The 13,280-nt window shown below is 32.9% G+C and carries 15 protein-coding genes; all 15 read left to right on the forward strand.

All coding sequences use genetic code 11. The annotated features are described in order from the left end of the window. Nucleotides 1-150 precede the first annotated feature (150 nt). The 15 genes from C8C85_RS08215 to atpG all read left to right on the forward strand — a co-directional run bounded on the left by C8C85_RS08215 (nucleotide 151) and on the right by atpG (nucleotide 13,150). Nucleotides 151-486, forward strand: a complete 336-nt coding sequence (locus tag C8C85_RS08215) for a PadR family transcriptional regulator (RefSeq protein ID WP_116796638.1) — start codon at nucleotides 151-153, stop codon at nucleotides 484-486. 12 nt (nucleotides 487-498) lie between these two features. Further along, complete coding sequence (locus C8C85_RS08220) at nucleotides 499-1,170, forward strand: hypothetical protein (protein WP_116796639.1); 672 nt, start codon at nucleotides 499-501, stop codon at nucleotides 1,168-1,170. A 4-nt stretch (nucleotides 1,171-1,174) separates the two neighbouring features. Continuing rightward, nucleotides 1,175-1,876, forward strand: coding sequence for a hypothetical protein (locus tag C8C85_RS08225; protein WP_116796640.1), 702 nt, complete (start codon nucleotides 1,175-1,177; stop codon nucleotides 1,874-1,876). A 47-nt stretch (nucleotides 1,877-1,923) separates the two neighbouring features. Next, nucleotides 1,924-3,384, forward strand: coding sequence for a DUF5687 family protein (locus C8C85_RS08230; protein ID WP_116796641.1), 1,461 nt, complete (start codon nucleotides 1,924-1,926; stop codon nucleotides 3,382-3,384). 61 nt (nucleotides 3,385-3,445) lie between these two features. Next, nucleotides 3,446-4,141, forward strand: a complete 696-nt coding sequence (locus tag C8C85_RS08235; RefSeq protein ID WP_116796642.1) for an ABC transporter ATP-binding protein — start codon at nucleotides 3,446-3,448, stop codon at nucleotides 4,139-4,141. An 87-nt stretch (nucleotides 4,142-4,228) separates the two neighbouring features. Continuing rightward, nucleotides 4,229-6,850: a tetratricopeptide repeat protein gene (locus tag C8C85_RS08240; protein WP_243412091.1), complete on the forward strand. Its 2,622-nt coding sequence runs from the start codon at nucleotides 4,229-4,231 to the stop codon at nucleotides 6,848-6,850. A gap of 2 nt (nucleotides 6,851-6,852) precedes the next feature. Continuing rightward, the gene (locus C8C85_RS08245; protein ID WP_116796643.1) at nucleotides 6,853-7,239 is read left to right on the forward strand and encodes a polymer-forming cytoskeletal protein; all 387 of its coding nucleotides are present in this window, start codon (nucleotides 6,853-6,855) and stop codon (nucleotides 7,237-7,239) included. After that, nucleotides 7,226-7,459, forward strand: a complete 234-nt coding sequence (locus C8C85_RS08250) for an AtpZ/AtpI family protein (protein WP_116796644.1) — start codon at nucleotides 7,226-7,228, stop codon at nucleotides 7,457-7,459. The genes C8C85_RS08245 and C8C85_RS08250 overlap by 14 nt, the downstream gene beginning before the upstream one ends. 12 nt (nucleotides 7,460-7,471) lie before the next feature. After that, nucleotides 7,472-7,864: a DUF6168 family protein gene (locus C8C85_RS18555; protein ID WP_116796645.1), complete on the forward strand. Its 393-nt coding sequence runs from the start codon at nucleotides 7,472-7,474 to the stop codon at nucleotides 7,862-7,864. 119 nt (nucleotides 7,865-7,983) lie between these two features. After that, nucleotides 7,984-9,135 carry a F0F1 ATP synthase subunit A gene (gene atpB / locus C8C85_RS08260; RefSeq protein ID WP_116796646.1) on the forward strand — a complete coding sequence of 384 codons (1,152 nt, stop codon included), beginning with the start codon at nucleotides 7,984-7,986 and terminating at the stop codon, nucleotides 9,133-9,135. A 115-nt stretch (nucleotides 9,136-9,250) separates the two neighbouring features. Further along, nucleotides 9,251-9,445 (forward strand): ATP synthase F0 subunit C, encoded by a 195-nt coding sequence (gene atpE / locus C8C85_RS08265; protein ID WP_007808444.1) that lies wholly within the window; start codon nucleotides 9,251-9,253, stop codon nucleotides 9,443-9,445. A gap of 120 nt (nucleotides 9,446-9,565) precedes the next feature. Further along, nucleotides 9,566-10,066: a F0F1 ATP synthase subunit B gene (locus tag C8C85_RS08270; RefSeq protein ID WP_116796647.1), complete on the forward strand. Its 501-nt coding sequence runs from the start codon at nucleotides 9,566-9,568 to the stop codon at nucleotides 10,064-10,066. 2 nt (nucleotides 10,067-10,068) lie between these two features. Further along, nucleotides 10,069-10,602, forward strand: coding sequence for an ATP synthase F1 subunit delta (gene atpH / locus C8C85_RS08275; RefSeq protein WP_116796648.1), 534 nt, complete (start codon nucleotides 10,069-10,071; stop codon nucleotides 10,600-10,602). A 38-nt stretch (nucleotides 10,603-10,640) separates the two neighbouring features. Next, nucleotides 10,641-12,218, forward strand: a complete 1,578-nt coding sequence (gene atpA / locus C8C85_RS08280; protein WP_077374826.1) for a F0F1 ATP synthase subunit alpha — start codon at nucleotides 10,641-10,643, stop codon at nucleotides 12,216-12,218. 71 nt (nucleotides 12,219-12,289) lie between these two features. Beyond that, nucleotides 12,290-13,150, forward strand: a complete 861-nt coding sequence (gene atpG, locus C8C85_RS08285; RefSeq protein ID WP_116796649.1) for an ATP synthase F1 subunit gamma — start codon at nucleotides 12,290-12,292, stop codon at nucleotides 13,148-13,150. Nucleotides 13,151-13,280: the final 130 nt, after the last annotated feature.

Genomic DNA, 13,280 nt, shown 5'->3' on the forward strand with positions numbered 1-13,280 from the left:
GAATGTTTTTTTGCAAAGATACTAAACCAATTAGTTTCCTAAAAGTGATGCAGTTTGAAATTTTTTATACCTAATTTAATTATGTATAAGAATCTTATGTATCTTTGTAAGATAATTAGAGAACAATAAGAACTTCGTAATGATCGATAAATGAAAAATTCACAGTTGTATAAAGGCAGTCTCAATACCATTATTATGAAATTGCTGGAAGAAAACGGTAAGATGTACGGCTATGAAATTACCCAAAAGGTAAAAGCAATTACGCAAGGTGAATTGCAGATTACCGAAGGGGCGTTGTATCCTGCTTTGCACAAATTGGAGGCGGAAGGCATACTGGATGTTGAGATTGAAAAAGTGGATAATAGATTGCGAAAATATTATAAACTCACAGAAAAAGGCACTACCGAAACCGTAAACAGATTATCAGAACTGGAGGATTTTATTCGAAACATGCAGAGTTTAGTCAATCCAAAACTTGAATTTTAATTTTTTTAAAAAATGAAATTAACAGTAAAACAAATCGTAAAAATAGAAGAAACTTTAGTTTTAAACGGTATCCAATATGATGATATTAAATTGGAGTTAACTGATCATATTGCTTCTGAAATTGAGGAAAGAATAAGCATTCAAGGAGTTCCTTTTGAAGTAGCTTTGCATAATGTATTTGAAAACTGGAAGGAACAATTAAGGCCTAGTTCCTCCCATTGGGTTGGACTAATTAATTCTTCTCCAAAAATTGTTTTAGATAAATGGGTTAGAACAACTAAACGATTACAATTAAAAGCACTTTTAATTGCACTTCTACCAACACTTTTTTTTGCTTATTTTTTTAATGGAAAACAAAATAAATTTGATTATACTATTACAATACAGATTTTCAAAATAATGTGTTTGGCTATTTCACTTTCAATAATCATTTTTAAATTTTTGATTTTCAAATCAAATATAAAAACTTCCTTCAGTCTTTATTTCAATAAAAACGCTACTGTTTTCTTTATTTATTTAATTTTTTATGGATTAGGGTTTATCCCAATAAAATTGAGTATTTGGGATTTTGGAACTAGCCTGTTCTTTGTTTTATTGTTGTCTTTTTTATTTGTGTATTCTCTTTTTTGTTTAGGGTTAGCCTACCAACATTTACAATTCGTAAAAAAAATAAAATTCACGTAGCAATATGAAACTCACAGCCCAACAAATAGATCAATTATATGCTTTCACTCGTCGGCATTATGTAGAATGGTATGATTTACAATCGGAATTAGTGGATCATTTGGCAAATGCTATTGAACATGAATCGGAACAAAACCCAAATCGAAACTTTGAAGAAATCCTAAACAAAGAATTCCAGAAATTTGGTGTTTTTGGTTTTATGCATGTGGTAGAGGAAAGACAAAAATTTTTGAATAAGAAATACACCCGTCTTATTTGGAGTTATTACAAAGAATTTTTCGGCTTACCCAAAATCATATTGACTGTGGCTTTAGTTTTTGGAGTTCATACTATAAATCAATTGATTGCTAGTACGGATTTTTTTCCAACTGTTGTTGTCTTTTTTTTATTGGTTTCTGGATTTTTTACTTTTAAAAAACGATACTATTTCAAGAAAAAAGCTAAGGAAACTAGGTTGAAATGGCTTTTTGAAGACATTATGCTCAACCGAGTTAGTCTTATGTTGTTTTTATTACCTTCAATGATAATAAATTTTTTCAATCCTTTTCGAGACAACTTTGTACCCTCAGGATGGAGTGTAATCCTTGCGGAAATTGCTTTTGTTTTAGTGGGGTTGCTTGTTTTTATTCAATTAATAATTATTCCTAAGCGAGTTGCAAGTGACTTAGAAAAAACATATCCAGAATATTCTTTGCATAAAGCGTAACATTTTCCTACTCTAAACTACTTATTTGCAAAACCAAACCAATAACCATGTTTACAAAATTTATTTATCTCGAATGGAAATCCTTTACGAGATCTGCTTCGTTCGCTACGAATTTGGCCTTGAAAATTTTAATGGGATTTCTGGTCCTATATTTTACATTAGTTTTTTTAGCCTTGGGAGTAGGCGCTTTTTATATCCTTAAGGAAATGAAACTGGATCCGTTGGTTACCGTAAACAAATTTTTAGTGTACTACTTCTTGATGGATTTGATTGTTCGACTTTTGCTGCAGGCGATTCCGGTCATGAACATTCGCCCATTGTTGACTATGCCATTCAAACGATCAACTATTGTACATTTCTCTTTAGGAAAAACAGGATTATCGTTTTTTAATATAGTTCATGCTTTTTTCTTTCTGCCTTTTTCGGCAGTTTTAATTTATGAGGGCTATGATGTTATAAGCGTATTACTTTGGTTGACTGCTCTTTATTCAATTGTATTTGTCAATAATTTTTTGAATATTTTATTGAACAATAAAGACAACTTATTGGGAATATTTATCACTATTGTTGTGATTTTAGCGGGTTGTCAATACTACAAACTCTTTGATATAACCAATTACACGTATCCAATTTTTGAAGCATTATTCCATACCAAATGGGCTTTTTCGATTCCTGTTTTGGTTATGTTGGGATTGTATTATTGGACATATACTTATCTAAAAGGGGATTTGTATCTGGATGCCGGATTAACTGTCAAAAATGATGTAGCCAAAACTGAACAGCTCACTTGGTTGAACCAATTTGGAACCTTAGGAACGTTTTTGAAAAACGATATTAAATTGATCAAAAGAAATAAACGATCTAAAACTACCGTTGGGTTAAGTATTATGTTCTTGTTTTATGGTTTGATTTTTTTCAACAGTAATTCACATCAACCGCCGGTGATGCAAATTTTTGCAGGAATATTTGTTTCTGGAGGGTTTTTATTCACTTTCGGGCAGTTTGTTCCAAGTTGGGATAGTTCGTATTACCAATTAATGATGACTCAGAATATTCCGTATCGAGGGTATTTGAATTCAAAGTGGTGGTTAATTGTTATTGGTACAGTTATTTCAACTATTTTGGCCTCTTTTTATTTGTATTTTGGTTGGCATGTTTATTTGATTATTGTAGTTGGTGCCATTTATAATATTGGAGTCAATTCATTATTGGTTCTATTGGGAGGTGCTTTTACAAAAACACCAATCGATTTATCGATGTCAAAAGGTGCTTTTGGCGACAAAAAAGCCTTTAGTACAAACACGATGTTGCTTTCTATTCCTAAATTGGTATTGCCTATAGGATTGTATTGGCTAGGAATTCATTTGATGAGTACCAATTTAGGTTTAGTACTTGTTGCATTTGTTGGTCTTTTGGGGTTAGCCCTAAAAAACCAGGCTTTTAAATTCATCGAAAAGATTTATAAAAAAGAAAAATATGAGACTATAGCGGCTTATAAGCAAAAATAGTCAACTTCGAAATAAGAGAGTTTTTAACGCTCCATTTAAAATCTAAAAATTTACAATTATCATGATACAAGTAAATAACCTTTCCAAAAAATACAATGGAACCTCGGTATTAAATATAGAATCATTAGAAATTCCAAAAGGTCAAAGTTTTGGATTAGTTGGTAATAACGGTGCAGGAAAAACCACTTTTTTCAGTTTGTTATTGGATTTAATTCAGCCTACAACGGGGCATATTTTAAACAATGAAATTCAGGTGAATACCAGTGAGGACTGGAAACCTTTTACGGCTTCTTTTCTGGATGAAAGTTTTCTGATAGGCTACTTAACTCCCGAAGAATACTTCTATTTCATAGGTGATTTAAGAGGCCAAAACAAAGCGGATGTTGATGCACTATTGATTCAATATGAAGAATTCTTCAACGGTGAAATTCTTAAAAACAAAAAATATTTACGCGATTTATCAAAAGGTAATCAAAAGAAAGTGGGAATCATTGCAACTTTGATCGGGAATCCTGAAGTGATTATTTTGGACGAACCTTTTGCCAATTTAGATCCAACAACGGTAAATAGATTAAAAAAAATCATTAAAGAATTGGCCGACAATCCAAACATAACGGTGCTGGTTTCTAGTCATGATTTGCAACATACAGTTGAAGTTTGTGATAGAATTGTCGCATTGAATAAAGGGGAATTGGTTAAGGACATGCCAACTACAAAAGAGACACTCCACGAATTGGAATTGTTTTTTGCGGTTTAAATTTATATATTTCAAAAAGAAACGTATTTTTACAAGTCATTATACTAAATTCCTTTTTTAAAAGTTTAATGACCTAAACGTTTTCCTTTGAATAGCAATACATCAAAATACATTTTAGCTACATTATTAATATCTTTTTTGATAGCCTGTTCTACCAAGAAGGATACTTTTTTGGCTAGAAATTCCCATGCCTTGAGTACAAAATTGAACATATTGTACAATGGGCAAATTGCATTAGATAAAGGAGTGAAAGGAATAAACGACAACACTGTCGAAAATTTTTGGAAACAATTACCTGTTGAGAAAATGCAAGTCAGTGATGATGTTCCCGTTGACGGTAAACCAAAAAATGCCGATTTTGAACTTGCCGAAGCCAAAGCGACCAAAGCGATACAGAAGCATTCCATGAATATTGGCGGTCGAGAAAAGAACTATCAAATTGATGAAGCCTATTTATTGCTTGGAAAAGCAAGGTATTATGATCAAAGATTTATTCCGGCTTTGGATGCATTCAATTACATTCTTTACAAGTATCCCAACAGCAGCAATATCTATGATGCCAAAATGTGGCGCGAGAAAACAAATGTTCGTTTAGGAAACGATGCTTTGGCCATAAAAAACATTTCAAAACTCATTAAAGATAACGATTTAAAAAAGCAAGAATTTGCTAATGCGAATGCTATTTTAACAAGTGCCTTTTTGAATATTGAAGAAAAGGACAGCGCAATCGTTAAGCTAAAATTGGCAAATGCCTATACCAAAATCCATGAGGAAAAAGAACGCTATTCTTTTTTGTTGGGACAATTGTATGAAGAATCAGGCCAAAAAGACAGTGCCATTTATTTTTATCAAACAGTTATTGATATGAATAGAAAGGCCGAAAGGAAATTTGTTATTCAGGCTTACGCCAAAAAAGCAAAACTTAATAATTATCAGGGCGAGGATTATGATTTATTTGTCAAAAAATCCAAAAAGATTATGGAGGACAGAGAAAACAGGCCCTATTTGGATGTGATTTACCATAGCATTGGAATTTTTTACGATAATAATAATGAGAAAGAAAAGGCATTAGAGTATTATAATGCTTCTTTGGATGCCAAATCTACCGATCCATATTTGAATGCTTCCAACTATAGAAATATTGGGAATTTATATTTCAAACACACCGATTATCTTTTTGCGGCCAAGAGCTATGACAAATCTTTGGAATTATTGGATCCAAAAACCAGAGAATATCTTCAGATTTCTAAAATTAGAAAAAACTTGGATGAGGCTATTGTTAACGAGGCTATCGCCAAACGGAATGACAGTATTATCTACGTTGCTTCTTTAAACGGACCGGAACAAGTAGTGTATTATGAGAATTATATTCAAAAACTAAAAAGTAGCGATGAGCTTAAAAAATTGCTTGCCGAGAAACAAAAGAAAATTGATGACAATATTGCATTAAATACTGGGGCAAATATGCCCAATGATGCAATATCAAATCAAAATGGTCAAGTGGCGAGTCCACCATCTTTTGCACCACCAACGAATAGTAATCCAGCTGCAACTTCAAATACATTTTATTTTTATAACCCCAATACAGTTGCTTACGGAAAGATAGAGTTCAAAAAAATATGGGGTAACAGAGCCCAAAATGGTTATTGGAGAGTTTCGTCCGGAACGAATCAAAATCAAAATACACCTGGAAGTAATGCTGTTGATGAGACTACAGATAACCCAATAGTCTCGACAGAAGTAAATGAAAAATATACCACAGACTATTATATAAAGCAGTTGCCAAAATCACAAACTGCGATTGACAGCATTACTAAAGAAAGGAATGCGATTTATTATCAATTAGGAGTTATTTATAAAGAAAAATTCAAAGAATACAATTTGGCGTCGGCTAGATTGGAGCAATTGTTATTGTATCAACCAGAGGAAAAATTAATTCTTCCTACGAAATACAATTTATATAAGATATATGAAATTACCGATCCAGCAAAAGCTGAATCGATCAAAAATGAAATAGTAAGTCAATATCCTAATTCTCGTTACGCTCAAATCATTACCAATTCCAGTCCACAAGAGGGGGTTGGGAATAATACACCTGAGGGAGAATATGACAATCTATACCGATTGTACAAGCAGGAATATTTCGCTTCGGTTTTACAACAAGTAGATGGTTTAATCAATAATTTCACAGGGGAAGCCATTGTCCCAAAATTTGAATTGCTAAAAGCGTATACCATTGGGAAATTATACGGATTGGAAGCTTATAAAAAAGCAATAGAATATGTAGCCGATAATTATGCCAATAGTAATGAAGGAAAGGATGCTATTGAAATTCTTAAAACACAAATTCCGCTTTTGGAAAAAATGAGTTTCAGTACAGTTGATTCTAAAAACTGGAAGGTTATTTTTAGAATTGATAAAAATGATGAGAAAACGGCTTCAGCAATTGAAAGTAAGTTGATTTTGTTTTTTGCCAATGAAAATGTGGAGAAGTTAAAATACACTTGTGATTCTTATACTGAAAAAGAAAGCTTCATTTCTATTCAAGGAATCCATTCCCAATCGTATGCCCAATTTGTAGCTGCTCTTTTTGCAGAAAACGAAAAATACAAAATTAGCCAGCCAGGAATTGTCATTTCAAATGAAAATTATAAAATAATTCAAATTAAGAAAAATTTTGAAGAATATCTTTTACTAAAAAAATCGTAATTATGTTTGATACAAAACCAAAATCGTTAACAGATGTTCTAGGAAAAACTAATAGAATAGTGGAAGGTACTACAATACACGGGGACATAATTTCGCCTGCCGATTTTAGATTAGACGGTGAACTGATAGGGAATTTTACATCTAGTGGAAAATTGGTGATTGGGCCCGCAGGAAGTGTCAAAGGGGATATCATTTGTAATACGGCAGACATAGAAGGAAAATTCGAGGGGAAAATTCAGATTGAGGATACTTTAAACATTAAAGAATCGGCCAGTATTATTGGAGAAGTTATTATAGGTAAATTATCTGTAGAGCCAGGGGCCACTTTCAATGCAACCTGTGTTATGTTATCTAATAGTACTAAAGGAACAAAAAATGCCAACGAATAATGACCCTAAAAAGAACAACTACAATAAATGGTTGGCTCTAATTAATATTCCAATCCAAATGGGGGTTATTATTTTCTTGTTTGCCTATTTTGGAAATTGGTTGGACGAGAATCATCCCAGCACAAAAGTCTATTATGTAAAAGTGATGGCAATGGTAGGTGTTGTTTTGGCAATGTATAATGTCATCCGGCAAGTAAACGAAATCAACAAAAAACAGTAAATTAAAAGCATAATGAATCTTAAAAAAGCACTCCCATTTTTAACTTTAGGGGGTATTGCATTCCTATTATACGTAATTCATAAAATGATTTTCTATGGTTTAAACATCAACCAAACGGCTTTTCACTATTCTCTGGAAACGCTTTATTTGTTTTTCACGGTTTTGTCGATGATTATTTTCAAAGTTTTGTTAACAATTAAAAAAAGAAGTTTTGACAATGTCGGGATGTCTTTCCTTTTGGCCACCAGCATAAAGATGGTTTTTTGTTATTTGATTTTGAGGCCATTATTGCAAGTTCCAAAACCGAGTGATCCTACAGAAAGAATAAATTTTCTTATATTGTTTATTGTCTTTTTAACAATTGAGACCCTTTTTACAATACGCTTAGTAAACGAAAAGCAATAATCGATACCTCTGTGAATCAAATTCTCAAAAAAATACTTTTATATGCTTTTGAGTATTAATAAAAAATGTACCTTTGCACCAAATTTTAGAATCGTTAAAAAATAAGATATTTAAGAGATATGGTGATTTCCAACAAAGCACTTAGATTTATTATAGCGACTTTCGTTATATGTCTTCCTTTTATTAGTATGGCAAATCCTGAAAAGGACACTACAACTGTTCAAACTGTAGTAGCACATGAAGGTGCAGAAGCAAGCCACGAAGCACATGCTGAACCAACAGATGTGAAATCTAAAGTAAAGGCATTTATAAAACATCACGTTTTAGATTCTCACGAATTTTCTTTTTTTCAAGATGATGAAACTGGAGTTCATTACGGTTTTGCATTACCTATTATTATTTATGATAATGGTTTTCAAATTTTCTCTTCTTCAAAATTCGAACATGGTGAAGCTGTTGCCGAATCAAACGGAAATTTTTACAAAATAAATCACCACGACGGAAAAATTTACAAAACTGATGCTGCCGGTACAATTACCGAAGATGAAAAAACAGGATTTGTAACTAATGTACGTCCTCTAGATTTGTCAATTACAAAAACAGTTTTCTCTATACTATTAGCTGCGATTTTGATGTTCGTACTATTTACAAGTTTGGCTAAATCGTATTCTAAAAATGGCGGTATAGCTTCTGGTGTAGGTCGTATTTTTGAGCCAGTTGTATTATATGTACGTGACGAAATTGCAATACCAAATATTGGAGAGAAACATTATAAAAAATACATGAGTTATTTATTGACTATCTTTTTCTTTATATTGTTTTTGAATCTTTTCGGATTGATGCCTTTCGGGATTAACGTTACAGGTAATCTTACAATTACTTTCTCATTGGCTATTCTTACTTTCTTAATTACAAACCTTACTGCGAATAAAAATTATTGGGGACACATTTTCTGGATGCCAGGTGTGCCAAAGGTTATGCGTATTGTTTTGGCTCCAATTGAATTATTGGGTGTTTTCATTAAGCCATTCTCATTAATGATACGTTTGTACGCAAATATTTTTGCTGGGCACATTGTATTGATGAGCATTATTGGTTTGATGTTTATTTTCAAAAGCTGGTTAGGAAGTAGTTTGTCATTTGGATTGTCATTTGCACTTTCTATTCTTGAAATATTAGTTGCGTTTTTACAAGCGTATATATTCACGATGTTGTCTGCTTTGTACTTTGGTGCAGCAGTTGAAGAACATCACCATGAGGAAGCTCATTAAGATTGCAGATTTTAGATTTATGATTTTTGAATGTAGATTTGCATTCTGAAATCTAAAATCGTTAATCTTCATTCTGAAATCAAATTGAATTTTTAATTTTTAATACATATTTATTATGACAACTATTCCAAACATTATTGGTGCAGGTTTAATCGTTATCGGAGCAGGTTTAGGTATTGGTAGAATTGGTGGTTCAGCAATGGACGCTATTGCTCGTCAACCAGAAGCTTCTGGAAAAATCCAAACTGCTATGCTTATCGCTGCTGCACTTATTGAAGGTATTGGTTTTGCTGCGTTATTCGCATCTTAATTAAAACTAAAAAAACAATAGTTACAACGGTTGGTTGTAACTATTGTTTAATTAAATGTTGAAAATTATATTAAACAGATTAAATTTTATTTTTAAAATACAATTTACAATTTATAAAAAATGGAAAAGTTAATAAATCAGTTTGAGTTAGGTTTGTTTTTCTGGCAAGTATTAATATTTATCGGATTAATAATCTTATTGAAAAAATTTGCTTGGAAACCTATTCTTGATGCAGTTAATGATAGAGAAGAAGGAATTAAAAATGCTTTACTTTCTGCTGAAAATGCTAGAAAAGAAATGCAAAATTTACAAGCAGACAACCAACGTATTTTACAAGAAGCAAGATTAGAGCGTGACAACATGCTTAAAGATGCTCGCGAAATGAAAGACAAAATGGTTGATGATGCAAAAACTGAAGCTCAAGCTCAAGGTCAAAAAATGATCGATCAAGCGAAGGCTGCAATTGAAAGCGAAAAAAATGCAGCTATGGCTGAATTGAAATTACATGTTTCTACATTATCTCTTAGCATTGCTGAAAAAATATTGAAAGATGAACTATCTAACAAAGAAGCTCAAACTAAATTGGTTGAGAAATTGTTAGGTGACGTAAAATTGAACTAATCATGGCAAGTACTAGAGCAGCAATTCGTTATGCAACCGCAATTTTAGATTTATCCAATTCAAAAGGGGTAGCTGAAGCTGTGAATAATGACATGAAATCTATTGCTTCAACGATTAAGGGTAATTTGGAGTTGAGTACTTTTATTCAAAATCCAACCATTAAAGTAGAAGTGAAAGAGAAAGCACTTTTAGAAGTTTTTGCTAGCACAGATAATGTAACTAAAGGTTTGCTTCATTTGTTATTTGAAAACAAAAGATTTGAAATTTTAGATGTTATCGCTGCTGAGTATAGCAAATTATTTGATATCATGAATAATGTTGAAGTAGCAAAAGTAACTACAGCCGTTGCTATGGATGCTGCGCTTGAAGCTAAAGTTTTGGCTAAAATAGCAACACTTTCTGATAAAAAAATCACGATTGAAAACATTGTAGATCCTGCTATCATTGGAGGATTTATATTAAGAATAGGTGATCAGCAGTATAATGCTTCTGTTGCCAACAGATTACAAATATTAAAGAGAGAGTTAAGTAATTAGTTTTATTACACATTTAAGTGTCTAAATTATAAATTAAGATGGCGGAAATTAAACCTGCTGAAATATCAGCAATATTAAGAAAGCAAGTAGAAGGTTTTGAATCTGGTGCTACGCTAGAGGAAGTAGGTACAGTGCTTCAAGTTGGAGATGGTATTGCTCTTATTTATGGGCTTTCAAATGTTCAATACGGTGAATTAGTTGAATTCGAAAACGGATTAGAGGCTATCGTTTTGAACCTTGAACAAGACAATGTTGGAGTTGTATTATTAGGACCTTCAACAGGAATCAAAGAAGGATCTACTGCAAAAAGAACACAACGTATTGCTTCCCTTAAAACAGGAGAAGGAATGGTAGGACGTGTAGTGAACACTCTTGGTTTTCCAATTGATGGAAAAGGACCAATTGGTGGTGAATTATTCGAAATGCCTTTGGAAAGAAAAGCTCCTGGAGTTATCTTCCGTCAACCAGTAACTGAGCCTTTGCAAACAGGTGTAAAAGCGGTCGATGCTATGATCCCAGTTGGTCGTGGACAACGTGAGTTGGTTATTGGTGACCGTCAAACAGGAAAATCTACTGTTTGTATTGATACCATCTTAAATCAAAAAGAATTTTACGATGCAGGTAAACCTGTATTCTGTATATATGTTGCAATTGGGCAAAAAGCTTCGACTGTAGCAGGAATTGCAAAAATGTTAGAAGAAAAAGGAGCAATGGCATATACTGTGATTGTAGCTGCAAATGCTTCTGATCCTGCTCCAATGCAAGTTTATGCTCCTTTCGCAGGTGCTGCTATTGGAGAATATTTTAGAGATTCTGGTCGTCCGGCTTTAATTGTTTATGATGATTTATCTAAACAAGCTGTTGCTTACCGTGAGGTTTCTCTTTTATTAAGAAGACCACCGGGACGTGAAGCATATCCTGGAGACGTTTTCTACTTACACTCTCGTTTATTAGAGCGTGCTTGTAAAGTGATTGCTGATGACGGAATTGCAAAAGACATGAATGATTTACCAGATTCTTTAAAAGGAATTGTAAAAGGGGGAGGTTCATTAACAGCTTTACCAATTATCGAAACTCAAGCAGGTGACGTTTCTGCATATATCCCAACAAACGTAATTTCGATTACAGATGGTCAAATTTTCTTGGATGGAGATTTGTTTAACTCTGGGGTTCGTCCAGCGATTAACGTAGGTATTTCTGTATCTCGTGTTGGAGGTAATGCTCAAATTAAATCAATGAAAAAAGTAGCAGGTACTTTGAAATTAGATCAAGCACAATTCCGTGAATTGGAAGCGTTTGCTAAATTTGGTTCTGATCTTGATGCTGTTACATTGAACGTAATTGAAAAAGGAAAAAGAAACGTTGAAATCTTGAAACAAGGTTTGAACGACCCTTATACTGTTGAAGACCAAGTTGCAATTATTTATGCTGGATCTAAAAACTTATTGAGAAATGTTCCTGTGAATAAAGTGAAAGAATTTGAGAAGGATTTCTTGGAATTTTTGAACAACAAACACAGAGCGACTCTTGATGCCTTGAAAGCAGGAAAATTAACAGATGAAATTACAGATGTACTTGAAACTGTTGCAAAAGAAATTTCAGCGAAATATAACTAATCTAGTGAATAGTAATTAGTGATTGGCAAGAGCTTATCACTAGTTACTCTTACTATTTACTTAAACATAAAATGGCAAATTTAAAGGAAATCCGTAATAGAATTACTTCCATTTCATCTACGATGCAAATTACATCAGCAATGAAAATGGTTTCTGCAGCAAAGCTAAAGAAAGCACAAGATGCGATCACTGCAATGCGCCCTTATGCCGAAAAATTAACGGAATTATTACAAAATCTTTCAGCTTCACTTGATGGTGATGTTGGTGGAGAATTTACTACACAACGTGAGGTAAAAAAAGTTTTAATTGTTGCTATCACTTCTAATAGAGGTTTGTGTGGTGCTTTTAATACCAATGTAATTAAGGAAGCTAAAAACCGTTCTGAATATTATGCTGGTAAGCAAGTAGATATTTTTGCTATCGGTAAAAAAGGAAACGATATTTTATCAAAAACATTGACTGTGATTGATAATCAAAGTTCTGTTTTTGATCAGCTGACTTTTGACAATGTTGCGGCTATTGCTGAAACATTAACTCAAAAATTTGTTTCTGGTGAATATGACAGAATAGAATTGGTTTACAATCAATTTAAAAATGCTGCTACTCAAATTGTACAAACTGAACAATTTTTGCCGTTGGCACCTATTCAATCAGACAAACCAGTTTCAACAGGAGATTATATTTTCGAACCTGCAAAGGATGAAATTGTTTTGACCTTGATTCCAAAAGCTTTGAAAACACAATTATACAAAGGTATTCGTGATTCATTCGCTTCAGAGCACGGAGCGCGTATGACTGCAATGCATAAAGCAACAGACAACGCAACTGATTTGAGAGATCAATTGAAATTAACTTATAATAAAGCACGTCAGGCAGCTATTACTAACGAAATCCTAGAGATTGTTGGTGGTGCGGAAGCTTTGAAAGGATAATTCATAAAATGCATAAAATGAAAAAAGAGCCGTTCGGCTCTTTTTTTATGCTTTGTTTTTAAAGGAACAAATAGCTTTATAGTCCTTGGCTCTATGTTTAAGGGTTAATCTAGCTTTTCCCTGGGCTTTT

The sequence above is a fragment of the Flavobacterium sp. 103 genome (genome assembly GCF_003096795.1).
In the GTDB taxonomy this organism is placed as follows: domain Bacteria; phylum Bacteroidota; class Bacteroidia; order Flavobacteriales; family Flavobacteriaceae; genus Flavobacterium.

Bases quoted from the DNA above. Each gene is read 5' to 3' on its own strand.
- C8C85_RS18555 (WP_116796645.1), top strand. From the start codon at position 7,472: ATGAATCTTAAAAAAGCACTCCCATTTTTAACTTTAGGGGGTATTGCA.
- C8C85_RS08215 (WP_116796638.1), top strand. From the start codon at position 151: ATGAAAAATTCACAGTTGTATAAAGGCAGTCTCAATACCATTATTATG.
- atpE (WP_007808444.1), top strand. From the start codon at position 9,251: ATGACAACTATTCCAAACATTATTGGTGCAGGTTTAATCGTTATCGGA.
- C8C85_RS08250 (WP_116796644.1), top strand. From the start codon at position 7,226: ATGCCAACGAATAATGACCCTAAAAAGAACAACTACAATAAATGGTTG.
- atpH (WP_116796648.1), top strand. From the start codon at position 10,069: ATGGCAAGTACTAGAGCAGCAATTCGTTATGCAACCGCAATTTTAGAT.
- C8C85_RS08220 (WP_116796639.1), top strand. From the start codon at position 499: ATGAAATTAACAGTAAAACAAATCGTAAAAATAGAAGAAACTTTAGTT.
- C8C85_RS08225 (WP_116796640.1), top strand. From the start codon at position 1,175: ATGAAACTCACAGCCCAACAAATAGATCAATTATATGCTTTCACTCGT.
- atpB (WP_116796646.1), top strand. From the start codon at position 7,984: ATGGTGATTTCCAACAAAGCACTTAGATTTATTATAGCGACTTTCGTT.
- C8C85_RS08230 (WP_116796641.1), top strand. From the start codon at position 1,924: ATGTTTACAAAATTTATTTATCTCGAATGGAAATCCTTTACGAGATCT.
- atpA (WP_077374826.1), top strand. From the start codon at position 10,641: ATGGCGGAAATTAAACCTGCTGAAATATCAGCAATATTAAGAAAGCAA.
- C8C85_RS08235 (WP_116796642.1), top strand. From the start codon at position 3,446: ATGATACAAGTAAATAACCTTTCCAAAAAATACAATGGAACCTCGGTA.
- C8C85_RS08270 (WP_116796647.1), top strand. From the start codon at position 9,566: ATGGAAAAGTTAATAAATCAGTTTGAGTTAGGTTTGTTTTTCTGGCAA.
- atpG (WP_116796649.1), top strand. From the start codon at position 12,290: ATGGCAAATTTAAAGGAAATCCGTAATAGAATTACTTCCATTTCATCT.
- C8C85_RS08245 (WP_116796643.1), top strand. From the start codon at position 6,853: ATGTTTGATACAAAACCAAAATCGTTAACAGATGTTCTAGGAAAAACT.